Origin of the sequence: Lactobacillus hamsteri DSM 5661 = JCM 6256 (genome assembly GCF_000615445.1) — a bacterium.
Classification (GTDB): Bacteria; Bacillota; Bacilli; order Lactobacillales; family Lactobacillaceae; genus Lactobacillus; species Lactobacillus hamsteri.
Genome location: NZ_BALY01000008.1, coordinates 26,398 through 51,364, shown reverse-complemented (window position 1 = coordinate 51,364; position 24,967 = coordinate 26,398). Strand labels below are relative to the sequence as shown.

Annotated in this window: 26 protein-coding genes, 2 pseudogenes and 1 other annotated feature; of the genes and pseudogenes, 3 read left to right on the top strand and 25 right to left on the bottom strand. The window is 35.5% G+C overall.

Going from position 1 to position 24,967, the window contains the following annotated elements:
* Window positions 1–22 precede the first annotated feature (22 nt).
* From JCM6256_RS03510 to JCM6256_RS03390, 25 genes and pseudogenes are all read right to left on the bottom strand, one after another.
* A complete protein-coding gene (locus JCM6256_RS03510) occupies window positions 23–1,603 on the bottom strand; it encodes a HAMP domain-containing sensor histidine kinase (RefSeq protein ID WP_025080426.1) in 1,581 nt (526 codons plus the stop codon).
* Window positions 1,584–2,297 (bottom strand): response regulator transcription factor, encoded by a 714-nt coding sequence (locus JCM6256_RS03505; RefSeq protein ID WP_025080425.1) that lies wholly within the window; start codon window positions 2,295–2,297, stop codon window positions 1,584–1,586. The genes JCM6256_RS03510 and JCM6256_RS03505 overlap by 20 nt, the downstream gene beginning before the upstream one ends.
* Window positions 2,298–2,451: 154 nt before the next feature.
* Window positions 2,452–3,000, bottom strand: a complete 549-nt coding sequence (locus tag JCM6256_RS03500) for a YceD family protein (protein ID WP_025080424.1) — start codon at window positions 2,998–3,000, stop codon at window positions 2,452–2,454.
* Between the two features lies 1 nt (window position 3,001).
* Window positions 3,002–4,153, bottom strand: coding sequence for a nucleotidyltransferase (locus JCM6256_RS03495; protein WP_025080423.1), 1,152 nt, complete (start codon window positions 4,151–4,153; stop codon window positions 3,002–3,004).
* A 6-nt stretch (window positions 4,154–4,159) separates the two neighbouring features.
* Window positions 4,160–4,507 carry a ribosome silencing factor gene (rsfS, locus tag JCM6256_RS03490; RefSeq protein WP_025080422.1) on the bottom strand — a complete coding sequence of 116 codons (348 nt, stop codon included), beginning with the start codon at window positions 4,505–4,507 and terminating at the stop codon, window positions 4,160–4,162.
* Between the two features lie 12 nt (window positions 4,508–4,519).
* On the bottom strand, window positions 4,520–5,119 hold the full coding sequence (yqeK, locus tag JCM6256_RS03485; RefSeq protein ID WP_025080421.1) for a bis(5'-nucleosyl)-tetraphosphatase (symmetrical) YqeK: 600 nt from the start codon (window positions 5,117–5,119) through the stop codon (window positions 4,520–4,522).
* Entirely contained in the window at window positions 5,112–5,750 is a 639-nt protein-coding gene (locus JCM6256_RS03480; protein ID WP_025080420.1) for a nicotinate-nucleotide adenylyltransferase, read from the bottom strand. Before JCM6256_RS03480 ends, yqeK begins: the two co-directional genes overlap by 8 nt.
* Before the next feature lie 10 nt (window positions 5,751–5,760).
* Window positions 5,761–6,870 (bottom strand): ribosome biogenesis GTPase YqeH, encoded by a 1,110-nt coding sequence (gene yqeH, locus JCM6256_RS03475; protein WP_025080419.1) that lies wholly within the window; start codon window positions 6,868–6,870, stop codon window positions 5,761–5,763.
* Entirely contained in the window at window positions 6,863–7,387 is a 525-nt protein-coding gene (locus JCM6256_RS03470) for a YqeG family HAD IIIA-type phosphatase (RefSeq protein ID WP_025080418.1), read from the bottom strand. The genes yqeH and JCM6256_RS03470 overlap by 8 nt, the downstream gene beginning before the upstream one ends.
* 111 nt (window positions 7,388–7,498) lie before the next feature.
* Entirely contained in the window at window positions 7,499–7,855 is a 357-nt protein-coding gene (gene rplT, locus JCM6256_RS03465; protein WP_025080417.1) for a 50S ribosomal protein L20, read from the bottom strand.
* A 43-nt stretch (window positions 7,856–7,898) separates the two neighbouring features.
* Entirely contained in the window at window positions 7,899–8,099 is a 201-nt protein-coding gene (gene rpmI, locus JCM6256_RS03460) for a 50S ribosomal protein L35 (RefSeq protein ID WP_006351599.1), read from the bottom strand.
* 20 nt (window positions 8,100–8,119) lie between these two features.
* On the bottom strand, window positions 8,120–8,641 hold the full coding sequence (infC, locus tag JCM6256_RS03455) for a translation initiation factor IF-3 (RefSeq protein ID WP_025080416.1): 522 nt from the start codon (window positions 8,639–8,641) through the stop codon (window positions 8,120–8,122).
* 37 nt (window positions 8,642–8,678) lie between these two features.
* Window positions 8,679–8,790: a sequence feature (ribosomal protein L20 leader region), on the bottom strand.
* Between the two features lie 48 nt (window positions 8,791–8,838).
* Window positions 8,839–10,773: a threonine--tRNA ligase gene (thrS, locus tag JCM6256_RS03450; protein ID WP_025080415.1), complete on the bottom strand. Its 1,935-nt coding sequence runs from the start codon at window positions 10,771–10,773 to the stop codon at window positions 8,839–8,841.
* Between the two features lie 270 nt (window positions 10,774–11,043).
* On the bottom strand, window positions 11,044–11,943 hold the full coding sequence (dnaI, locus tag JCM6256_RS03445; RefSeq protein WP_025080414.1) for a primosomal protein DnaI: 900 nt from the start codon (window positions 11,941–11,943) through the stop codon (window positions 11,044–11,046).
* Window positions 11,944–11,953: 10 nt separating this feature from the next.
* Window positions 11,954–13,297, bottom strand: coding sequence for a DnaD domain protein (locus JCM6256_RS03440; RefSeq protein WP_025080413.1), 1,344 nt, complete (start codon window positions 13,295–13,297; stop codon window positions 11,954–11,956).
* Window positions 13,297–13,766: pseudogene (gene nrdR / locus JCM6256_RS09580) on the bottom strand (transcriptional regulator NrdR). Before nrdR ends, JCM6256_RS03440 begins: the two are co-directional and overlap by 1 nt.
* Window positions 13,767–13,768: 2 nt before the next feature.
* Entirely contained in the window at window positions 13,769–14,371 is a 603-nt protein-coding gene (coaE, locus tag JCM6256_RS03430; protein WP_025080412.1) for a dephospho-CoA kinase, read from the bottom strand.
* Window positions 14,368–15,198: a bifunctional DNA-formamidopyrimidine glycosylase/DNA-(apurinic or apyrimidinic site) lyase gene (gene mutM, locus JCM6256_RS03425; RefSeq protein ID WP_025080411.1), complete on the bottom strand. Its 831-nt coding sequence runs from the start codon at window positions 15,196–15,198 to the stop codon at window positions 14,368–14,370. The genes coaE and mutM overlap by 4 nt, the downstream gene beginning before the upstream one ends.
* Window positions 15,199–15,206: 8 nt before the next feature.
* Window positions 15,207–17,870, bottom strand: a complete 2,664-nt coding sequence (polA, locus tag JCM6256_RS03420; RefSeq protein WP_025080410.1) for a DNA polymerase I — start codon at window positions 17,868–17,870, stop codon at window positions 15,207–15,209.
* Between the two features lie 89 nt (window positions 17,871–17,959).
* Window positions 17,960–19,272, bottom strand: a pseudogene (murC, locus tag JCM6256_RS09575) (UDP-N-acetylmuramate--L-alanine ligase).
* Between the two features lie 96 nt (window positions 19,273–19,368).
* Entirely contained in the window at window positions 19,369–20,013 is a 645-nt protein-coding gene (gene ytpR, locus JCM6256_RS03410) for a YtpR family tRNA-binding protein (protein ID WP_025080409.1), read from the bottom strand.
* Window positions 20,014–20,032: 19 nt separating this feature from the next.
* A complete protein-coding gene (locus JCM6256_RS03405; RefSeq protein WP_025080408.1) occupies window positions 20,033–20,353 on the bottom strand; it encodes a thioredoxin family protein in 321 nt (106 codons plus the stop codon).
* A 69-nt stretch (window positions 20,354–20,422) separates the two neighbouring features.
* Window positions 20,423–21,073: a tRNA (guanosine(46)-N7)-methyltransferase TrmB gene (gene trmB, locus JCM6256_RS03400; RefSeq protein WP_025080407.1), complete on the bottom strand. Its 651-nt coding sequence runs from the start codon at window positions 21,071–21,073 to the stop codon at window positions 20,423–20,425.
* A 12-nt stretch (window positions 21,074–21,085) separates the two neighbouring features.
* The gene (locus tag JCM6256_RS03395) at window positions 21,086–22,288 is read right to left on the bottom strand and encodes an ABC transporter permease (protein ID WP_025080406.1); all 1,203 of its coding nucleotides are present in this window, start codon (window positions 22,286–22,288) and stop codon (window positions 21,086–21,088) included.
* Window positions 22,281–23,021, bottom strand: coding sequence for an ABC transporter ATP-binding protein (locus JCM6256_RS03390; protein WP_025080405.1), 741 nt, complete (start codon window positions 23,019–23,021; stop codon window positions 22,281–22,283). Before JCM6256_RS03390 ends, JCM6256_RS03395 begins: the two co-directional genes overlap by 8 nt.
* Before the next feature lie 89 nt (window positions 23,022–23,110).
* On the opposite strand from JCM6256_RS03390, the gene JCM6256_RS03385 reads away from it, so the two are divergent.
* From JCM6256_RS03385 to JCM6256_RS03375, 3 genes are all read left to right on the top strand, one after another.
* Entirely contained in the window at window positions 23,111–23,548 is a 438-nt protein-coding gene (locus tag JCM6256_RS03385) for an HIT family protein (RefSeq protein WP_025080404.1), read from the top strand.
* 9 nt (window positions 23,549–23,557) lie between these two features.
* Complete coding sequence (locus tag JCM6256_RS03380) at window positions 23,558–23,890, top strand: hypothetical protein (RefSeq protein ID WP_025080403.1); 333 nt, start codon at window positions 23,558–23,560, stop codon at window positions 23,888–23,890.
* 111 nt (window positions 23,891–24,001) lie between these two features.
* Entirely contained in the window at window positions 24,002–24,904 is a 903-nt protein-coding gene (locus JCM6256_RS03375; protein ID WP_025080402.1) for a peptidylprolyl isomerase PrsA, read from the top strand.
* Window positions 24,905–24,967: the final 63 nt, after the last annotated feature.

Sequence of the window (24,967 nt, the reverse complement as noted above, 5' to 3'; positions counted from 1 at the left end):
GGTTAACCAAATCCTTTTTGTTTTACTTTAAATTATCGCTATCATCGGAAAGATCATTTTTCCCTTCTAGTCGTTCCACATCTTTTGATGATAGAACTGGGAAGACAACCTTAAATTGGCTTCCTTGACCTAGAACAGATTCAACACTAATTTCACCACGATAACTTTCAACTAATTTTTGGGCAATTGATAAGCCTAAGCCATTTCCACCTTTTTCACGCGTTCTAGCTTTATCTACTCTGTAGAAACGATTGAAAATCTTTGCTTGATCTTCTTCAGAAATTCCTTCACCAAAGTCTTGAACAATAATATGCATTTGATCTTCGGTAACATCCGCAGAAACATTGATCTGTTTTCGATCCGTAGAATATTTAATACCGTTATCAATCAGAATTACCAAAATTTGTTCCAAATGCCCTTGGTAAATTTGAATCATCGTATCTTCCGGCAAATCATCAATATCAAGTTGAACATTAAAGTCCTTATGAACCATTGCCATATCACTAGTTACCCGTTTTAAAACATCTGCAGCCCTAGTAATCGCATTTGGATATTGAACATCGATTTGTTCGGCTCTAGTCAAATCAAGCATTTCTTGAATTAAGTGCTTCATTCGATCAGCTTCTTGAAGCGATGCTTTAATCGACTCATCCAAAATTTCAGGATCATCCTTGCCCCATCTTTCAAGCATATTCAAGTGACCTTCAATTACTGCAACAGGTGTCCGCAATTCATGAGAAACATCCCCCACAAATTGTTTTTGTTGATCAATATAACGTTGCATGCGATCCAGCATTTTATTGAAAGAAACAGCTAAATCTCCTAATTCATCATTGCGATCAAAATCGCGAATTCTAACGTTGCTATTCGGATCATCATTAACTTCACGAGCAACTTTCGACATTTCTTTAATTGGATTTACCACATCTCTTACAACGATAAAAGCAATCAAAATAAAGATAATAATTGCTACAACGGAAATAATAATCATCCAACGAAGCAAATTACTCATCAAATGATTATAGTAAGTCATTCGATTAGTTACGATAATATATCCTATTACCTTATTTGTTGTACTCGATACGATCTTTTGATAGCTTTTCAAGACTGTCCCATCATCAGTTTGTAATTTTTCTGTATGATAGTCACCCTTAAAGGCATGATATTCAGGAGTATTATTTCCGTTAGTGAATACCACCTCATCGTGTTTATTATAAACAGCAACACTAATATCAGGGTTAGAAATTGACGAAATTAGATCATCACTAAAGGCATTATTCGCATCATTTTCATCCTTAATATTGGGGCCGCCTTTTAATAAACGTCTAGTACTTGGTGAAAGTGCCGGAACAACATTTGAAATTTGCAGTTTCTCAGAAATCGGGCTCAATTGCCTGTTTAAAGTAACAATTACCCGATTAGAAGTTTCCTCTTGCTGATTTAAAGTTTGCTGACTTACTGTTGAATAAATAATTACTGAAAAAATAACAAAAGAGACTACTATCGTCAATGAAACGATACTAACCCATCGTACAATTAACGATGAGTGTTTAGCCTCTTTCTTTTTCTTCTTAGCTTGACTACTACTTGTCATCATCTTCATCTCTTACCATATAACCTGTACCACGTACAGTCTTAATGTAAGATGGTTGACCTGGAGCGTCAATCTTGTTGCGCAAGTAACGAACATATACTTCAACAACATTTGTTTCAATATTTGATTCTGGTCCCCAAATCTTATTCAAAAGTTGGTCACGACTAACGACATTATTTTTATTTTCAATCAATGTCATAAGCAAATTATATTCACGCTTAGTTAAATCAATTGCTTTACCGTCACCACGGTGAACAATACGATTAGCAGTTTCGATAGTTAAATCCTTAAATTTAACGATTTGTTGCTTAGAAACAGTAACGTTTTGTGCATCTTTTTCAATCTTAACACGACGTAAAACAGCACGTAAACGAGCCAATAATTCTTCAATGGCAAATGGTTTTACAATATAATCATCTGCACCATGATCTAATCCAGATACACGGTCAATAACTGAATCACGTGCAGTCATCATAATAATTGGCGTAGTCTTTGCTTGACGCACGCGACGAGCAATTTCTAATCCGTTTAAGTCTGGCAACATCAAATCAAGTAAAATAGCATCAAAGTCATTATTTAATGCATCATCTAAGCCTTTACGACCATTATTTTCAACTACAGTTTCATAATTCTCGTGTTGCAATTCAAGTTGAACAAAGCGAGCTAAATTTTTTTCATCTTCAATAATAAGAATTTTTGCCATTGTTTTATTCAATCCCGTCCATAAAATTAATTTTGATTACGTATAACCATTAATAAATGTTTCATAATTAAAGGATACTTTAAAAAAGGGGTAAAAACAAGAAAAAAAAGTAATCAACATTAAGAAAAAATGTTGATTACTTTAAGATACTTATTTATTTCTTGTCATCATTATCTAAAAGAACCTTTAATTTTGCAAAAGCGGGATTGATTTGATTCTTCTTGCCTTCTTCAAATGATTTTTCAGAAACAACTTCCCAGCCTTTTCCTTCTGGATAGATATCATTTTTCTTTTCATCCTCAGTTAATATTGTAACTGGAATATTGAGCAAAATGTTATCTTCAACAGCTGTTTGCAAATCTATCAAATCATCTTCTACTTTTACGATTGGATCTGGATTTTCATCAATTTCATCTTTAGTTGGGTTTTCTAAAGAATAATTTTCTGTAAAAGTAAATTCTTCATGATAATCAACGGGCTTCAAACTTCTGCTTGAAGGAACTTCTAAATCCGCAGTAACCTTAAAATTACCAGTAACATATGGTTCATCATAGAAGAAATCACCTGAAACGTGAATATTTTTTACTTTGTACAATAAATCTTTACCACGTTCTAAAAATTCGGGTCTTACTTCAACATCACGATCGATATGCGTAAGTGGAGCGTTGCTATTTTTAATCTTTAAATAACTAATTGAAAGCATATTATACCTCGATTGGACGTTGACCAAAGTTCTGATCAACATGCATTATTTGTTCAAATAGACGGTCTACTCTTACTTGTAAATGAATAGAGCCATCTTTAGCATTTCTTTTATCAACTTTTGACACAATTTCAACTGTAAAATCTTTTCGATTTTGTTTTAAATATTGACGGCCAATTTTGCTAAAACCTAGTAACATCAGTGATTCATGATTAAAGCTCTTTACCATATCTTCATATGTAATATTTAATAAGGTATACAAGCATAACCGGCGCAAACGTGAATATGTGTAACGTTTAGATTTGATACGGCGAAGAAATTCCGTAAAGTCACGTGCTAAATGGATTTCTTGCTTCATTTTGTATTCTAGCCCTTCACTCATTTGATAGATTTTACGTAAATCTTCAACTGATTCAGACTCAATACGATATTTTAAAAATGGGAACAATAAATTCCAATTAGGATAAATTTCCTGTTCAGCTAATTCTTTAGCTTCTAATTTTGGAAGCCATGTTTTTAATTGACTAGTATCTTCGCCATGCAAAAGAAGATTTCTAATCGCACTTGCACTTTGAACTGCACCATTGCGCTTTAACAAATCATCATGTCCAACTCCAATTCGATTAACTGGATAAAGCGACATTGGTGAGCCTAAATTATAATTAGCTACAGCATAAGCTAAACCTAAAATCGCATTAGGCGCATTAACTTCATACCCTACTTCACGAGCAACCATTTGATTATATTGAGTTGAGTAAGTTTGACTATAATCACGAAAATCCATATGTTTCTGAGGAATTTCCGCAATTCTTTTACCTAAATACTCAAAATTCAAATTATCATCTTCGACGCCAAAAACTAAAGTCTCTACACCCAGCTTTTTAAGCAATTCCATATTGCCCAAAGCAAACAAATCAGCTGGCTCTACAGATGTAGAAAATGGCATTTCAAAAACCAAATCAGCACCTGATTGAAGAGCAGCTTTAGCTCTTGACCACTTATCCATTATTGCCATTTCGCCACGCTGAACATAATTGCCTGACATAATAACAATAATCGGATCATTGCCTGCAAGTAATCGTGCTTGATTTAATAAAAACTCATGTCCACTATGAAAGGGATTGTATTCCGCAATAATCCCAACTACGCTCATGTTTAACTAGTCTTCCTTTATTTCTACACGCTTACCGTCAGCCCATAATTTTTCAAGATTATAAAATTCTCGAGAATCCTTCGTGAAAATATTTACAACAACATCCCCTAAGTCAAGCAAAAGCCAGTTAGAGTCTCTGGTACCTTCAATACGGTAATCTGTATAGTTATTTTCATGTGCTTCTTCAACAATTGCATTTGCAATCGCATGTAATTGACGGTTTGAGCCAGCGCTAGTAACTACATAATAATCGGCTAAAATACTAATACCGCGCATATCATATGCTTCAGTATCTTCACCATGACGGTCACTAATTGCTTTAAGTGCAAAATCTAAAACTTCTGTACTATTCAAATTTTTTCTCCTTTATTTACTCTTAACACTCCATACATTATAAGCTTCTAATGTACGTGGATAGATCTTATTTCTATTTTCAATTAAAAATTCTAAAGTATGTGCTAGTTGATACCCAACTCCGGCATCTAAATCTTCATAGGTGATTTTACGTGCCTCATCAACACCAGGAAAATCACGACCAGGTTCAATAAAATCGGCCATAAAAACAATTTTATCAAGTGTTGTCATTTCAGTATCGGCAGTAGTATGACGCCACACAGCTTGCAAAATTTCTGGATCAGTAATCTTTAAATCACGTGTAATAAAATATGTACCAACAATACCATGCCAAATAGCGCGGTTCCAATTGAGAAGATCTTTATCAAAATCTTGTGTTTTAATAACTTCACGATATTCATCTATTGGGACTTGCTTAGCATAATCATGAACAAAGCCAGCCAGTGCGGCTTTATCTTCATCATAACCATTTAATTTGGCAAGCTTTCTAGATGTTTCACTAACTCGAACGCAATGTTGGAATCTCTTATTATTCATATTAGCTTTTTCTTTAGCAATTATTTCATCACTTGATAATGGTGAATAAGTTTCGTTAAAAAACAACTTAGTCACGATAAAGCCCCTTCTCTTCAATATATTCTCTAACTGCTTCCGGAACCAAATAACGAATTGAAGTTCCCGTTGAAACAGAACGACGAATAGCAGTGGAACTTAATTGAATATCTGGCGCATCAACCCAAATCATTGGATATTGCGGATCTTGCGGATAGCCCGGACGGCGAATTCCTACTAAAGTTACCATTTTAGCTAATTCAGATGCTTCTTTCCAAGTGTGGAAACTGTTTACCTGATCACTGCCCATGATTAAATAATAATTATTTTGTGGTGCCTTTTCTTTAAGATATCTCATCGTATCGACAGTATAAGAAACACCGCCACGGAACAATTCTAACAATTTTACTCTAAATTTAGGATTATTACGAGTTGCCAAATCAAGCATTGTCGCACGATCCTTAGCTGATGTAAGTGGCGCATCCTTGTGAGGCGGAATATTATCTGGAATAAACCATACTTCATCCAAACGTAGCTTAGTCATTGCTTGTTCAGCCGCAACCAAGTGAGCAATATGAACAGGATTAAAAGTTCCGCCCATAATTCCAATTTGACGTCCTTTTTGATCTTCTTGCAATTTTGGTTCTACCTTTGTAATTGGAGATTTCTTAACACATTTTGCATTAACCATTTTTTAACCCCTAAATTAAAGCACGACGAATTCCTAAACCAATTTTATCAGGTGTATAAGTCTTTACAACGCAATCTTTTGGCACAGTTACAAAGCCAATACCGCCAAAAAGCAAATCGCTCTTATAGTCTGTATGGAACTCTTGTCCTTTAAGTTCACCGACATAGTTTTCGCCAGTAGGAGGAACTAATAATTCACCAACATGTTTTTCGTAAAATTCATCAGCTTTGGCAGTTTTAGTTCTATGTAATGTTACGCCTCGAGCTGCATAAACTGTAAAACTAGTTGATTCACCCTTAAGATAATCAATTCTTCCTAAACCGCCTAAGAAAATAGTATTACCTGGCAATAATTGGAATGTGGCTGGCTTTAGTGGCTTTTTAGGAGAAACACTTTCTAAATCCTTAGGATTTAAACGCGTTGCCAATTGATTATTGCTCATAATTCCTGGTGTATCGACCAAGAAGTGACCATTTTCAAGAGGAATTTCAATACGATCAAGCGTAGTACCAGGAAAACGTGAAGTGGTAATCAAATTTTGAATATCACCCATTTTATCAATAATCGCATTAATCAATGTTGATTTACCGACATTAGTCATACCTACAAAGTAAATATCACGATCTTCAGAGGCCTTATTTAAGTATTCAATTAATGCATCTAAATTTTTTTGACGGGCAGCACTAATTAAAAAAATCTTCTTAGGATGAAGCCCCATTCGGTTTGCTTCTTGTCTCATCCAATCCTTAATCTTGCTTTGACGGGAGTTTTTAGGAAAAAGATCAAATTTATTACCAACTAAAATAAACTCATTATCACCTACAAAACGCTTAAGTGATGAAAGAAGTGAATTTGAGAAATCAAACAAGTCGACAACATTAACAATTAATGCTTTTTTAGTGGCCAAAGAATTAAGTAAAGCCAAAAAGTCATCATTATTTAAGTCAACCGGCATAATTTCATTGTAATGACGCAAACGGAAACAACGTTTACAATATACGTCATCACTATCTTCATTTTTTGCCTTTTCTAAAGCACTTGCTGGCAAGTAACCGGCCTTTTTTGGATCATCGGATTGCAAAATAGCTCCGCAACCAATACAAATAATATCTTCATCCATTCTTTAAAGTCTCCTTAAACGTTACCTTATGTGAAATTGCTAAAAAGAAGAAAATAATCTTTTCAAAGAAACGATTAATTCGTGTATTCCATTTATCAGTTTCAACTAACGGCTTAACCAAAACAGTTTGAACACCAGCTAAATTTCCAGCTTGCATATCAGTAATGAGCTGATCTCCTACCATCATCACTTGTGTTTTCTTCAAGCCAAGGCGCTCTCTTTCCTCAGTAATTGCAAATGGCAATGGCTTTCTTGCTTTAGCAACAAAAGAAATATGATATGGATCCAGCACTTTGCCTACACGTTCTGCATTATTATTCGAAATAACTACTAATCTAATACCCGCTTTAGCTAAACGTTGATTAAGTTTATCCATTTCTTTTGCAGTTTCAAATTTATTCCATGCAAGCAAAGTATTATCTAAATCTGAAAAAACTGCTTTTACATCCATTTCCTGCAATTTATCTGTATCTAAATGATAAATTGTATCAATTGTATATTTGGGTCGAAATAACATACCCTAATTCCCTTCATTAATGTACTAATTTAATATTATCAGAAAAGTAGCGAAAATGATAAATTTAGAGATAAAAAAAGACGCGTATTTCACGCGCCTTTCTTTATTTTATTAGTTTAAAGCTTTCTTAGCAGTTTCTGCTAACTTAGCAAAAGTTTCTGAATCGTTGTAAGCAACATCAGCTAACATCTTACGGTTCATTTCAACACCAGCTAACTTCAAGCCGTGCATTAACTTAGAGTAAGAAATGTCATTTTGTCTTGCTGCTGCGTTGATACGAGCAATCCATAATTTTCTAAATTCGCTCTTACGACGTCTACGGTCGCGGAATGCGTACTTGTAGGAAACAAACAATTGAGTGCTTGCTGCCTTAAATTGCATATGCTTTGCGCCACGGTAACCCTTGGCAAGCTTCATAACCTTCTTACGACGTTTACGTGTTACAGTTCCACCTTTAACTCTTGGCATCAGAAATTCCTCCTAAAATATCGTTATCTTGCTAAATTAATTATTAACGCATTTGGGAAAGCATCTGTTTGATGCGCTTCATGTCGCTGCGTGAAACCATAGCAGCTTTTCTCAAATGACGACGTTGCTTCTTGGTCTTACCGTGGAAACGGTGGCCAGTAAATGCGTGGTGACGCTTTAAACCACCATTAGCAGTTCTCTTAAAACGCTTTGCTGAAGCGCGGTGTGTTTTCATTTTTGGCATTTTCAAAATCCTCCAATTAACTACTTATTCTTTTTGTCCTTATCACTCTTAGGAGCAAGCATCAAGAACATTGAACGACCTTCCATCTTTGGTCTGCTAATAACACTAGCAATATCAGAAGTAGATTCGGCCATCTTTTCAAGTACTTGTTGTCCTAATTCCTTGTGAGTGATTGCTCTACCTCTAAAACGAATTGAAACACGAACCTTTGCTCCTTCTTTAGTAAGGAATTTCTTAACATGCTTCAACTTAGTGTCAAAGTCGTTGCCTTCAATAGTAGGACTTAAGCGAATTTCTTTGACACTAACTGTCTTAGACTTCTTACGGGATTCCTTAAGCTTCTTTTGTTGTTGGAATCTATATTTACCGTAATCCATAATTCGAGCAACTGGTGGCTTAGCATTTGGTGAAATCAAAACTAAGTCTAAACCTGCATCACTAGCTTGATGCAAAGCTTCGCTCTTAGAAACGACACCAACTTGCTCACCATCTGCATCGATTAAACGAACTTCGCGAGCACGAATTCTTTCGTTTAAAATCAAATTCCTTGGTATGACTCTTCACCTCCGTGTTAATTTGAGGACAAGAAAAAGGCGGGATAAGTATCACCCGCCTTTAATCAACAGAAATTATCGATCAGCCTAGAGGTTAACTTAACTTAGGCGAGAAGCGGGAGCTTCTTCTTGTTCTCAACTAGTAGTAGTATACTCGTTTAGACTTTAACAGTCAACAAGATATTTTAGTTTTTACGTGAGTATGACTTAACGTCTGCATCAATTTCATTGATGAATTCATCAAGACTCTTAGAAATTTCTTCGTCAGTACCGTAACGACGTACGTTAACGCTGTTTGACTTCATTTCGTCATCACCAAGAACCAAAGTGTATGGAACCTTTTGAGTTTGTGATTCACGAATCTTATAACCCATCTTTTCATTTCTATCATCAACTTCTGCTCTGAAGCCACGCTTAGCAAGTTCTTGACGAACCTTTTCAGCGTATTCGCCGTGAGCATCATTGTTAACAGGAATAATTTCAACTTGAACAGGAGCAAGCCAAGTTGGGAAAGCACCCTTGTAGATTTCAGTTAAGTAAGCAATGAATCTTTCCATAGTACCAACAATACCACGGTGAATCATAACTGGACGGTGTTCTTCACCATCTTTACCTACATAAGTCAAACCGAAACGATCTGGAAGCATGAAGTCAAGTTGGATAGTTGACATAGTTTCGTCATTGCCCAAAGCAGTCTTAGTTTGAATATCAAGCTTAGGACCGTAGAATGCTGCTTCACCTTCAGCTTCAACATAGTCAAGGCCAAGGTCATCCATAGCACCCTTAAGCATCTTTTGACTTCTTTCCCACATTTCGTCATTTGCAAAGTACTTATCAGTGTTCTTAGGATCACGGTATGAAAGTCTGAAGTAGTAATCAGTAATATCGAAATCCTTGTAAACATCCATGATTAACTTCAAAATCTTAGCAAATTCAGTTTGAACTTGATCCAAAGCTACGAAGGTATGACCATCGTTCAAAGTCATTTCACGAACACGTTGAAGACCTGACAAGGCACCTGATTTTTCGTATCTGTGCATCATACCAAGTTCAGCAACACGAAGTGGCAAGTCACGGTATGAACGAATGTGGTGCTTGAAGATTTGAATATGTGAAGGACAGTTCATTGGACGAAGTTCAAGCATTTCGCCGTCACCCATGTCCATTGGTGGGAACATATCATCACGGTAGTGTGCCCAGTGACCTGAAGTCTTGTAAGCATCAAGGTTCATCAAAACTGGAGTGTAAACGTGTTGGTAACCATCGGCAACTTCACGGTCGATAATGTAACGTTCAACAGCACGACGAATAGTAGCACCCTTTGGCATCCAGTAAGGAAGACCTGCACCAACCTTAGGATCAACAAAGAAGAGGTCAAGGTCACGACCAATAGTTCTGTGGTCACGTTCTTTAATTTCTTGACGACGCTTCAAATCAGCATCTAAATCTGCCTTCTTGAAGAATGCGGTACCAAAGATTCTTTGAAGCATTGCGTTTGATGACTTACCTAACCAGTAAGCACCGGCAACTGACAAAAGCTTGAATTGCTTAATCTTGCCAGTGTTTGGAAGCAAAGCATCAAAACCAAAGTCAACAAAGTCGCCAAGCTTGTAAGCATCAACAACATCACCATCTTCTTTAGCAAGAAGCGCACTCTTGTATGGATCATCCTTGTATTCAGCTTCAAGATCAGCCTTGCTTACGCGAACGTGTTCAATCTTTTCACCGTTCTTAATAGCCTTTTCCATAGCCTTTTCAAGTTCTGGCAATTCACCAATCTTAATTTGATCTTCCTTGTCAGTATCTACATAAAAGCCGCCTTCATCAGCAACATGTTCACCCAAACGAAGCTTTGGATACTTCTCTTTAGCTACAGCTTCAAATAAGAATGCAGCAGTTGCACGTAAAACGTCCAAACCTTCTTCATCCTTATCAGTAAGAATAGCAACTTCGGCATCTTCATCAAGTTCAAAGTCTAATGGCTTAACTTCACCATTAACTTTACCTGCAACTGCAGCTTTACCAAGTGAGGTAGCAATATTATGTGCTAAGTCAGCAATAGTTAAAGCTTCTTCAAAATCTTTCTTTGAGCCATCTGGCAAAGTGATTGAAAAACTCATGTTTACCTCCAAAATAAAAAATCCCAGTGCAATACTGCACTGGGACGTTAATTAGCGTGGTTCCACCCAAAATTCAGGCTAGCGTACCTAGCCTCTCTAATAAGACCTATAACGGGGCCAAACCAAATATAATTTTCGGTGAGAAAGAGTCGGGGTCATCTTCTAATGAAAAGCTTCCAGAACTAGGCTTTTCTCTCTGAGACGAAGAAGATCATGTCTCTTTCATTAATTGATATTATACGCGCTCCTAAGCTCTATGCAAGAGCGAATTTAAATTTTTCTACGATTTGGTCCAGAAACAATTACTTCTTTAGCCAAAAAACGGACTCTTTGCATCAATCTGGCAGCCTTAACAGGATCAATTGCATTTCTGGTTTCTGCAAAATGGGCCTCTAATTTTTCCATATCAAAATTAGATGAGAAGAATGTTGGTAAAACATTATCCATTCTCGCTTGCAAAATTACGCCTAATACATCATCTCTTGACCATTGACTAAGACTCTCAGCTCCAATATCATCAAGAATAAGCAAATCACAATTAGCCACTTTTTGAATTTCTTTTTGCAAACTATTATCTTCAAAGTGGCTTGTTAACCCGGCAATAAAGGTAGGAACATGCAAAAAAATAACTTGCTTGCCCATTGCAGCAACCTGATTGGCTAATCCAGCCAAAATATAAGTTTTACCTACTCCAAAATCTCCTGAAAGATATAATCCTTTTTGATGTATGTCTTTACTATATTTAGTTAAAAAACTTTGGATTTCACCTAACACATCTGAACGATCGTCAGTCATATCAATTTGACTTAACTTTACATTGTGCAATTTAGCAGGCAAATCGATCAACTCTAAATGTCTTTTAGTATCTCGTTCACGTTCACGATCAATTTTTTCTTCAGTAGGCGCATAGCGAACATCTATCACATTGCCATTCAAAAATAACTCAGGACGGTATCCTGCCATTACTTTGTTAGCATTATTTATTTGCATATAAAATTCAAACAAATTAGTCATACTGTTAATAACCATTTGTTTAGTAATTTTATTTTGATTAGCATGTAAAAATTGACGTACTTTGGGATCGTTTAAAACATCAGCCTGCAATTGCTTTTGATCTCCTAAATTACGTTTTTTCACGATTTTATTGATTACATCACCAATCTGCTGCATTTTGCTTCACCTACTTCATTCCATTTTTATCTTCTAAGCTCTTAAAGAAATTCTTTAATTCTTCAGAATTTATCTTATTATCGGTATTAGCCTTTTTCTTGCTCCAATCAGTTCCCTTTTCAACATGCTTTTGCTTAGTATACCGTTGCGTATTTTTAGTAAAGTTGCCTTGACGACGCTTTTCCATATATTGCACAGCTTGAATAGAATTAGTTACGCTATGTTGAAGCCAATCATTAGCAATTCGATAAGCCAAATTTGCCGTCAACATTGAATCATAGGTTAAGCAAGTATACGTTAAAACATTGATTAGATCTTCTGGTAAACCATAATTATTGCGCAAGCGATTTAACACTTGCTTTTCTGCCGCACTTGCAAAACCACCCTTGCGTTCCTTTAAACGATACAAAAACTCTGCTGGAGCTCTTTTATTTGCTTCTTCAAGCAGCTTTCTCTGATTTTCAGACAAGTTTTTAGGGATTGCTATATTTTGCGCCTTTTCGCTTATTTCACGATGAATTTGCTTACGAGTACTGCTTGTTCGATAATTTTCTGCAATTAAATTGCTAATTTCATGAATATCAAGCTCATTTTTACCATGTAAACTTGGCAAACTTTCATCTACAAATTCCTGCTCATTCAAGCCATAAATTTGCATTAAGCCGCGAATTTGATTCTTTTTACGCTCAACTTCACCTGCCGAAACTTGATACATTTCAAATTGCTGCTTCATGAAATCCCAATAAATATTGTCTCGCTCATTAATCTTAGCTCTGCCGATATCATGAACTTGATTTTCGCTTTCTGCATCTAAAACATCTTGAGATGGATTAATGGCTTCATCCCCAGGCAAACGAAATACTTCTAAAAAAGATGCCGAAATATCGCGGCCATTTTTTATTGGCTTTTGCCGCTTTTTATTTTCTTTAGCAAAATAATGGCTCGTTTCTTGAAAAACGCTTATCCCAACTTTTTCCTTTAACAAGCTGGCTAATAATGACGTCGCAAAAAATTCTTGTGAACTAGGAACTTTTAACAATTTAAAAACAAGAACCTTATTAACGGCATTATCTACTAAAAAAGTTTGTACTAAACCTACAGCCTCTAATTTATGAAGTGACATAAACAAGTCTTTTAATCCACAATCCAATTGCTCCTGCAAAGTATAGATTCCCTTTGCATCAGACAAAATCGAATAAGGATCAAAATCTTGAATTAATGTTTGATAAAGTGCCACGGCTGTTGCACCGACTAAAGGCTGATATAACTTAATTAAAATTTTTACATCTTTAGGATAAAGATCAATCTGATTGGAAACATAAAAAGGCTGTTTGGGATCAGCAGTCTCAAACATTAATTGTTGCCCTTCTCTCTTTTAGCCATCATATCTTCCATTGTCTTCATAAAGCTAGACATGTCTTTAAATTCACGATAGATTGATGCAAAACGAATGTATGCAACATCATCAATGTTAGCCAAATCATCCATAACAAATTGTCCGATCTTTTTAGATGAAATTTCGCTAACGCCTTGTTTTCTAACTTTATTTTCAACATCATCAACTAAGCGTTCAAATTGTTCACTGGTAATAGGTCTCTTTTGACCAGCAGCCATAACGCCATGCAAGATTTTTTTTCGACTAAATGGTTCTCTTGTTCCATCATTTTTAATAACCAATAACGCGCCGTTTCTACTCTTTCAAAAGTTGTAAAACGAAAACCACAGTTTTCACATTCTCTACGACGTCTAATTGCACGGTTTTCATCACTTGGACGTGAATCAATTACCCGTGAAGCATTTTGATGACAATTTGGACATTCCATAATTAAACCTCAGCTTCAATTTCTAATAATAATTTCTCTAATTTATTCTCTAAATCTTTTTTTGTACCAATATTAGAAACTACATAAGTAGCTTTAGCCTCTTTTTCTGAAAGGGGCATTTGACTATGAATTCTATCGATTGCTTCTTGCTTAGTCAAACTATTTCTTGCCATTAATCTTTCTATCTGCACATTTTGCGGAATAGTAATGACTAAAGTTTGATCACAATATTTTTGCGCACCAGATTCGAACAAGACCGGCATATCAACAATAATAAGTGATGCAGCCTTAATTTTATAAATATTAATCTGAGCTTGAATTTCTTCTAAAATAAGAGGATGCGTTATTTCGTTTAAAAGCATTAATTTGCTTTTATTTGTAAAAACAAGTTGTCCAAGCTTTTTGCGATTAACAGTCTGATCAGAATTCAAGTATTCTTCGCCGAATTCATCCCTAATTTTCTTCCATGCCGGCTTACCAATATCATAAATTCCATGAGCAATTTTGTCAGCATCTATAACTGGAATTTTTTTCTTTTCAAAAAATTCATCGGCTGTACTTTTTCCTGTGGCAATCCCACCTGTTAGTCCTAAAACGAGAGTCATTTATAAACCACCTGACATTTCGGACAAAAAGTTGTGCCACGGCCATTTACCTTTATTTTTTCAAGTTTAGTTCCACATCTTGCACACGGATCGCCAGCATGACCATAAACTTGTAAAAATTCTTGAAATCCACCGGTTTCACCATTTGCATCTAGATAAGTATGCACGGTTGTTCCGTGCTTTTCAATTGCACGTGCAATTTCATGATTAATGTTCTTTCTAAGGGCAACTACTTTTTCACGCGGAATTTTATTTGCTTCACTCAAAGGATGAATTTTACTCTGCCAAAGGACTTCATCTACATAAATATTTCCCAAACCAGCAACAATCGTCTGATCAAGCAAAGTAGTTTTAATATTTTTCTTGTGCTTTCTTAAGGCATCAATAAAATATTCATCGGTAAATTCTGGAGAATTAGGTTCAAAACCTAATTTACCAATTCCGGTTGTTAACTTTTCCGTTCCTGTCAAAACCAACTGCATTCTGCCAAATTTTCTCACATCATTATAGCGAAGCGCAGTTCCATCAGTGAATGCAAATTGCACATGATCATGCTTATCTTTAGGATCATCCCAACTAGTTAAGTGATATTTTCCTTCCATGCGTAAATGCGAAACGATTGTTAAATTATCACTCAATCTAATTAATAGATATTTTGCATAGCGATCAATTCCAATTATTTTTTTACCTGGAAGTTCATTCACAAATTTTTGATGATCAGTGGAAACAATTTTTGGATACCACAAAGTGACTTTTTCAATCGTTTTACCTTTTATTAAAGGGACTAAAGATCTACGAACCGTCTCAACTTCTGGCATTTCTGGCATAAAATCACCTACTTTGCATCATACCAATTATGACCCCAACCTGAGTCAGCAATCAATGGTACATCAAGCTTAACTGCTGATTGCATCACTTCTGGGACAATCTTTTTAATAGTTTCAAGTTCGTCCTTAGGTACGTCAAAGATCAATTCGTCATGAACCTGCAAAACCATCTTGGTCTTCAAATGCATCTCTTCAAGTTTCTTTTGCATATTAATCATTGCAATCTTGATAATATCAGCTGCCGAACCTTGAATTGGTGAATTAATGGCTGTTCTTTCTGCAAAACTTCTTACATTAAAGTTCTTAGCATGAATATCTGGCAAATAGCGTCTTCTATGCATAATTGTTTCTGCATAGCCTTTTTCACGAGCTTCTTTAACAGCCTTGTCCATGTAATCCTTAATTTCTGGATATTGTTCAAAGTAATTATCAATAAATTCCTTGGCCCGTTTTCTTGAAATACCTAAGTTCTTTGATAAACCATAATCTGAAATACCATAAACAATCCCAAAGTTAACAGCCTTAGCGTGACGACGCATAAGCGAAGTAACTTCATCTGGAGAATCCAAATGGAAAATCTTCATAGCAGTATGTGAGTGAATATCATATCCCGTCTTAAAGGCTTCCTGCATATGTTCATCACCAGAAACGTGTGAAAGCACGCGAAGCTCAACCTGAGAATAATCACAAGAAAAGATATAACCATCAGAAGTAGATGGAACAAAGGCTTTTCTAATTTGCTTACCTTCTTCAGTTCTAGTTGGAATATTTTGCAAATTAGGATCAACTGATGAAAGACGACCAGTTGCTGTTAATGTTTGTAAATATCTAGTATGAACACGGCCATCTGGCTGAATTACATCAAGAAGACCTTTAACATAAGTAGATTGAATCTTAGCAATTTGACGATAATCCAAGATCTCACTAACAATCGGGCTTTGCGTCTTTAATTGATTTAAAACTTCAACAGAAGTTGAATATCCCGTCTTTGTTTTCTTCAAAGGCGGCAAGCCAAGCTTTTCAAATAAAATATGACCTAATTGCTTAGGTGAATTTAAGTTAAAGCGCTCGCCAGCTTGCTTATAAATTTTATCTTCCAACTCTTTTAATCTAGTTGCAAAATCATTTTGAAGTTGAATCAAAGTGCTTGGCAAAACCTTCATACCGCTTAATTCCATTTTTGCTAAAACAAAAGCAACTGGGATTTCAATTTCATCATAAAGATCATCTTGTTCATGATCCTTTAAACGTTTAAGAAGTTCAGGCTTTAATTTATCAATCACACAAACCTTAGCAGCTAAATGTTTGTATAAGTCATCATCTTCAGGAATAGCCTGCTTTTTGCCTTTGCCATAAACTTCTAAATCAGTCTTTACTGAATATTCATCATAAAGATGGGCAATTTCGCCTAAATCATTAGAGTTGTTTTCATTGTTAACCAAATATGATGCAAGAAGCATATCATAATCTATTCCGCCAGTAACAACATCTAAACGATGCATACCAACATAAGTGCGCTTTAAATCAAAGACATTTTTCTTAATAGTCTTGTTTTCTAAAATTCCCTTTAAAGGCATTTCTTGCAAAAGAGCAATATCTTTAGAAACATAAACTTTATCACTAGCCTTTAAAGCAAAACCAACAAATGGAGCCAAATGATAGTTTTCACCTAGCATCCCTAAATAGAAACTAATTTCTTTTTCAGAAAAATCGTCTAAGTCATGAATATTGTCCTGACTTAATTCAACATATTCGTAACTTTCAGCGCCAGTATCAGCACTTTGCGCATCCGTATTTTGATCAAGTTGAGCCAAAAACTTTCTAAAGCCCAATTTTTCATAAAGTCCGCGCAATTTTTCAAAATCGGTATCTTTGATTTCAGTATCGTCTAAAGTTACTTCAACAGGAGATTCACGATCAATAGTAGCCAATTTTTTAGCTAAAAATGCCTTATCTTTATCGTTGATCAAATTTTCCTTCATCTTGGATTTCTTCATTTCATCAACGTGTTCATAAAGATTTTCAATTGAGCCATACTTTTGAATCAGCTTAGAAGCCGTCTTTGGACCAACTTTGGTAACGCCAGGATAATTATCTGAATTATCACCCATGAGTGCTTTCATATCGATAAACTCAGTTGGCGTAACCCCATTAACTTCTTTCATATGTTCTGGCGTATAAGCTTCCGTGTCACCGACGCCATTTTTAGTAATCAAAACTGTAACTTTATCTGAGGCAAGCTGGGTTAAATCGCGGTCTCCTGTAACAATCGTTACATCGTAGCCAGCATCTTCACCCATTTTTGATAAAGTACCAATAATGTCGTCAGCTTCATAATTTTTAAGTTCATAGCTTTTAATACCAAGATCTGCAAGCATTTCACGAATCACTGGCATCTGTTCAAGCAATTCACTTGGTGTCTTTTGGCGACCACCTTTATAGTCTTTATACATCTTAGTTCTAAAAGTTACCTTGCCAGCATCAAAAGCCACAAGAATATTAGTTGGATCCACTTGCTTTAAAATAGCATCCAACATATTTTTAAAAGTATAAATTGCATTTGTGTGCAAACCGTCAGGACTAGTAAAACGATCAAGTTGACGATATAAAGCATAAAAGGCACGAAAGGCCACAGAGTTACCGTCAATTAAAAGTAATTTCTTTTGTGCCATAATTTCTCCTCTGTAAATAAAAAAACTGTTAAAATGTTCAATTACCATTTTAACAGTTTTTAGCCGTTTCTTTTATTGATTAGATCTAATTAAAGCAACTTTTCAAAAGCATCTTCATACTTAGGAATGTCACCTGCGCCCATGAAGACAATTACTGAATTTCTGTTCTTGGTCAAATCAGCGATATTAGCTAAATCAATAACTTCTGAACCAGGAATATTAGCTACCAAATCTTCACTTGAAATATTACCATCTTTTTCACGAGCTGAAGCATAAATTGGCGTTACGTAAGCTTGTCAACATCACGCAAAATTTCTTCAAAGTCCTTTTGATACTTCTTAGTTCTTGAGAAAGTATGTGGTTGGAAAACAACTACCAATTTCTTGTCTGGGAACTTTTGGCGAGCAGCTTGAATAGTTGCACGCATTTCAGTTGGGTGGTGAGCGTAGTCATCGATTACAGCAATATCATCGAAGTCCTTTTCGCTAAATCTTCTCTTAGCACCCTTGAATGTTAACAAGCCCTTCTTGATATCTTCCATTGGAACCTTTTCAGTATAAGCAACAGCGATAACTGCGGTTGCGTTTAAAATACTGTGATCACCAAACAAATGAATTTCAAAACGACCAAGATCTTCACCATGAGCTAAAACATTAAAGCTTGAGCCAGTTGTACTCTTTTCAATATTAACAGCTTGGAAATCATCAGAATCATTGAAACCATAAGTGTATTTTGGAATATCTGTCTTCAAGCTTTGAAGACGCTTGTCATCGCCCCATACAAATAATGCCTTCTTAGTTTGATCAGCAGCAGATTGGAAGGCGCTTGTATAGTCGTCTTGATCCTTGAAGTAATCCGGGTGATCAAAGTCAATGTTAGTCATAATTTGATAATCTGGATGATATGCCAAGAAGTGACGACGATATTCATCAGCTTCATAAACAAAGAAGCGTGAATCTTCAACACCCTTACCACGACCATCACCAATTAAGTATGAAGTTGGAGCAACTTCACCTAAAACGTGTGATAAAAGGCTGGTAGTTGAAGTCTTGCCGTGAGTACCAGAAATACCAATTGAAGTATGCATTTGAACAATTTCTTCAACAGTATCTGGATATGATTGCCATTTAACATTTTTATCAATGCAGGACTTAACTTCTGGGTTATCTTCCTTGAAAGCATTACCCTTAACGATTACTTGTTCCGCATTACTCTTGATATTAGCTGGATCGAAGTTTTTAACTTCAATGCCGGCTTTTTCAAGGGGCACTTGAGTGAAGGTGTATTTTTCAATATCGCTGCCTGCTACGTTGTAGCCTAAGTCATGTAAAAGCAAAGCAAGGGATGCCATACCTGTACCCTTAATACCAATGAACCAAATTTGTTTTGTTTTATCTAACATATTATTTTCTCCAAAATCAATTGTTCAAAATATTCGCTTTTAATTTTACCATTAAAATACAAAAAAGAGCCTCACTATGAGACTCTTTTTTCAAAATTATAAAGTGATTTCACCACTTGCGATTAATTCGTCACACTTAGTTGGTTCAAATTCTGCACCAACTTCAAAGCTGTCTGGAACAACCATGATACCACGTTTTTGAGGTGCGTGTGGCAAACCTAATTCACGAGCTGAACAAATCATACCGTATGAATCAACACCACGAAGTTCTCCTGGCCAAATTTGTGCACCATTTGGCATCAAAGTACCTGGAAGAGCAACAACAACCTTTTGGCCTTGAGCAATGTTAGGAGCACCACAAACGATTTGGTGTTCTTCACCACCAACATCAATAGTAGTTACATGAAGGTGATCTGAATCTGGATGAGCTTCACAAGTCTTAACATAGCCATATACCAAAGTTGGCTTGCCATATGCAAGCTTATCATCAAAACCAGCTTCTGCAAGCTTCTTGTTAAGTGCTTCAAGTTGGTCATCAGTAAGCTTTACCTTACCGTTAGGCAACTTATCATAATCAATAATCTTATCTACATTGAAAAAGTTAAAGCCAGTTACATTACCGTCTTCATCAGTAACACGAGTTACATCATCTTTTTCTTCAAATTCGCTTCTGCCGTTAGTTTGAGCCAAAATAACGATCAAAGTGTTTGGATAAGCTTCTTTATTAATGCTAGTGATCATTTACTTTATATCTCCTCTATTAGTCAAGTGACCGCAAGAAGTCCTCGACTTGTTGTTTAGTTTTACGGTCCTTATTTACTAGTCTACCAATTTCTTGACCATCTTGGTAGACAACAAATGAAGGAATTCCCATAATATTTAATTCTTTTGCGAGATCAATTGAACCATCTCGATCAATATTATAGAACTTTGCGCTTGAAAAGTCTTTTTCAATTTCAAGCATAAATGGATCTAAAAAGCGGCAATCTGGGCACCAATCTGCGGAAAATTCCAATACTACGCGACCATCTTTAGTAATTTCTTTTAATTTATCTTGGGTTAATTCTTTAATTTTTTCCATTTGTCTTACCTCATACTTACTATTTATAAGTATTGTAATTAGTAAATAAGAAATTTACAAGCTATATGCTTAATTAAAATCTGCATGCAAAGCATAAATTGGATTACCCTTGGCCGCAAATTTATGCTCATATTCGGTTTCAATATTCTTTTCTACAATTTCAGGCTTTTCATGATGTAAATCAACACTGACAAAGTCAAAATGCATGCCGTAATTGTTCATGCTTTGAACAGAATAAGCAAAAAGTCCTGAATTATCAGTCTTAAATTCAATATGACCATCTGCCTTTAAAACTTGCTTGTATTTAGACAAAAATGATTTATAGGTCAAACGGCGCTTTTCATGACGAGTCTTTGGCCATGGATCACTAAAGTTTAAATAAATGACATCAGTGGTATTTTCGTCAAAGAAGCAATCGATGTCAGCTGCATCCCCACGCAAGATTTGTAAATTATCCAATCCCTTTTCAAGCTTGGTTCTAAGAATAATTCCGGCAGCCGTAGTTTGAAGTTCTAAAGCAACAAAATTCTTTTCGGGATGCATTTCAGCCAAAGTAGTGATGAAATGTCCTTTACCAGAACCAACTTCAATTTCGATTGGATGATCGTTGCCAAAGCGTGCTGCCCAATCAATCTTCTTTTCTGGATCAGGATTTTGAAGAACACTTTCCGGATGATCGTTAACAAGCTTTACAGCCCATGGTTTATTTCTTAATCTCATTTTTACTATTCCCTATCTTTTTCTATTTAAATTTTTAACTTTATTTGGTAAATAAACAATTATTAATAAAATTGCAAAAACTAGCAATACAGCCATTGATTCAAATAAATGAATATCGATTGGCAAAACTAGCAACCAGCAAGCACTAATGATCAGCCACTGAATCAAAAGAGCAATATTTAATACTTTAATTAAATCACGTCCGCGATCTTCGCGCTTAATCGGATAAACGCGATACATAATATTAGTATCAAATTCCGTGGCAAGTGGCATTAATTGGTAGACAGTTAAAAATACAACTAAAGCTGATAATCCTAAAGCCCAACGCCAATCTTGCACAAGCCAAGAAATCAAAACTGCAAACACAGTCATTCTGACTAATAAATTCAAATATTCTGGATTTCTGAGAAGCGATCTTCTGTATAAAAAACGATTTGGATTTTCTTTAGCGATTGATTTAGGCAAAAGAAAGTCTAAATACTTTCTCCGCTTGATAGAAACTTGCTTTTCTTCAACATCGGTAAACATGCTAAAGATTGAATAGACACGATCTTTTCTCGCTTTTTCATTTTCAACAGCATACCGCCAGTCAAAAAGCTTTTTCTGATGATTTTTTTGATTGTAGAATAAATAAATTTCAGAAATTAATGCCACTATCAAAGCAAGCCAATACCAATATGCACCGACAATTGTTAAAATCAGCAAAATAATATTTACTAAGCTAATATCTATTCTTTTTTCAAAATAAAGATTATTTTCTTCAATCAGCAATTGACAGATTTTAAATATTAGAATGGTTAAAACGAATATAAAATAGTCGCTTGGTTTGATTCCAGCTTTAATGCTAGCAAATGGAAATAAAATTCCCGCTAGCAAAACAATCAAAATATAAGGCAGGATCAAACTATACCTAAACATTGGCTTTAGATATTCATCCATATGCTTATCTTGCGTGAACAAAAATTGCATGTCTGCTTCTTTAATTAGCGTGACTAACTTTCCTGTAAGTAAAGGTAGCCACATAACAAACCCAACTAATGGTTTATAAAACCATAAATTTGCCGGCATTGCTTTCATGCTCTGCGCATACCAAAACATTAAAGCGCCAAATAAGAAAATCAAAGCCAAAATAAAGAAGTCATTGAAAACCAAAGTTAAATATTTAACTGACTGTTTAAAATTTTCGTTTAGTCTCTTCTTAGCTAAATTATTCATGATGATCCACCTTATTCAAAGTAAGATACAACTTATCAAATGGATCATCAGGCTTAAGACCATAATGTTCACGAATTTCTTTTAAGCTACCAACAATTTCGATTGTTCCATTGTTAAGAACGGCATAATTGGAAATAGCTTGTTGAGCATCGGCTAAGACGTGAGTAGTCATAAGAACCATCTTTCCGTCCGCAATAGCTTTTCTGATCAAATCAATCAAGTTAGCCACAGCCAACGGATCAAGGCCGGTAAATGGTTCATCGATCACAAGCAGGCTTGTATCAGCTAAAAATGCGGAAACAATCATCACCTTTTGACGCATCCCTTTTGAAAAGTGAATAGGAAGCCAATCAAGCTTATCATCCAATCTGAACATCTTTAAAAGTTCATGGGCTCTATCCCAAGCCTTTTTTTCATCTAAGTTATAGCTAAGCATAGTTAATTCAAGATGCTCTTTTAAAGTTAATTCGGGATATAAAACCGGCGTTTCAGGGATGTAGGCAACTTCACGTTTAAATTTAGTAGGTTGCTGCATTAGGTTAATATCATTTAGCGTAATACTGCCTTTTTGCGGACGAAGCAAGCCTAAAATATGTTTAATTGTCGTTGATTTACCAGCACCATTAAGACCGATTAACCCCAAGGCCTCGCCTGGCTTGATTTCTAAATTAATATCTTTGATTACCGGGACGCCTGTATAACCTCCCGTTAAATGTTCAATTTTTAAACTCATTTTTCCTACCTTTTTTAACTGTATTTATCATTAATATGATAGCATGAAGACTATAATAAACTAAAGTAACAGAACGTGAGGTTTTAATTATGGAAAATAAAAATTTAGTAGATGACTGCTTATTCTGTAAAATCATTCGTGGTGAAGTTCCAAGCTACACTGTTTTTGAAAATGATGACGTTAAGGCTTTTCTTGATATTTCTCAAGTAAATCCCGGTCATACTTTAATGATTCCTAAAAAGCATATCGTTAACTTGTTTGATTACACTAAAGAAGATGCTCAACAATACTTGCAATATATCCCTGAAATTGCCAACGCTATTAAAAAGGCCTTTCCAAATGTAACAGCTATGAACATCACAACCAACAACGGTAAAGATGCTAACCAAGTTGTTATGCACTCACACATTCACTTCATTCCTCGTTTCGAAGGTGATGGCCTCAAGCTTATGACTCGTAACAACGCTGACGAATATGACGACGCTAAGTACAAGGAAGTTGCTGAAAAGATTAAGGAACAATTTTAAGGAGTTTCTATGAATAAATTTGGTTTAGGATTATTTCTTGGTGCTACTGCTGGTTTTGTTCTTTCTTTACTTAAAGATGAGAATGGCAATCGCTTCGGCAAGCAACTTAAAGAAGACGTTCAAGGCATGGAAGATGCAGCAGGCAGTTTGGCCGATGGCATCAATAAGGCTAAAAAAGCCAGTCAAGATTTACAACTAGCTATGCCCGCTGCTCAAAGAGCTATCAATGATATTTCTGATGATGTTGCTAATTATCAAACTCACACAGCGAATATTATGGAAAATATTGAATATCAAGCTAAAAAAATTAGTGAAGCTGACAGTGATTCTAAGAAAAATTAAAGAAAGTTTGATTTTTCTGTGAAATCTTAAGATTTAAAAACGTTTTAACTCAAATTATGTTATATTAGTTGTCAGTTACTTATTTATTAAGGATGTGGAGAATTTATTTTTATGAAGAGTTATATGAAAAAGGCTACTGCAGTTCTTGCTGTAGCAGGTATCGCATTAACTGCAACTGCTTGTTCAAATGGTAGCAACCAAACTGTTGCTTCTTACAAGGGTGGTAAAATTACCCAACAACAATACTATGATGAAATGAAGAAGTCACAAGCTGGTCAATCAACTTTGGCTAACATGATCATCAACCGTGCTTTGGAAGAACAATACGGTAGTAAGGTTTCTAAGAAGCAAATTGACAAGCAATTCAATAACTACAAGAAGCAATACGGTTCACAATTTAGTGCTGTATTGCAACAAAACGGTATGACTCAATCAAGCTTCAAGCAAAACTTGAAGACTAACTTACTTTCTGAAGCTGCTTTAAAGAACATCAAGAAAGTTTCTAAGAAGCAAGAACAAGAAGCTTGGAAGAGTTACCAACCTAAGGTTACTGTTCAACATATCTTGGTTGCTAAGAAGTCAACTGCTGAAGATATTATCAAGCAATTAAAGGATGGTAAGAGCTTCTCAAGTTTAGCTAAGAAGTACTCACTTGATACTGCAACTAAGAACAAAGCCGGTAAGTTGCCAGCATTTGACTCAACTGACACTACTTTAGATTCAACATTCAAGACTTCTGCCTTCAAGCTTAAGACTGGCGAAGTTACTGAAACTCCAGTTAAGTCACAATCTGGTTACCACGTAATCAAGATGATCAACCACCCAGCTAAGGGTTCATTTGCTTCACACAAGAAGGCAATTGATGATCAAATTTACGCTTCAATGGCTCAAGATCAAGAAACTATGAGAAGCGTTATTGCTACTGTATTGAAGAAGGCTGACGTTTCTATCAAGGATAGCGACCTTAAGAACGTATTATCTTCATACGTATCAACTAACAATTTAAACAAGTAATTAAACTAATCGTTTAATAATAAAAAGAGTTCGAATTTTCATTTCGAACTCTTTTTTGTATCT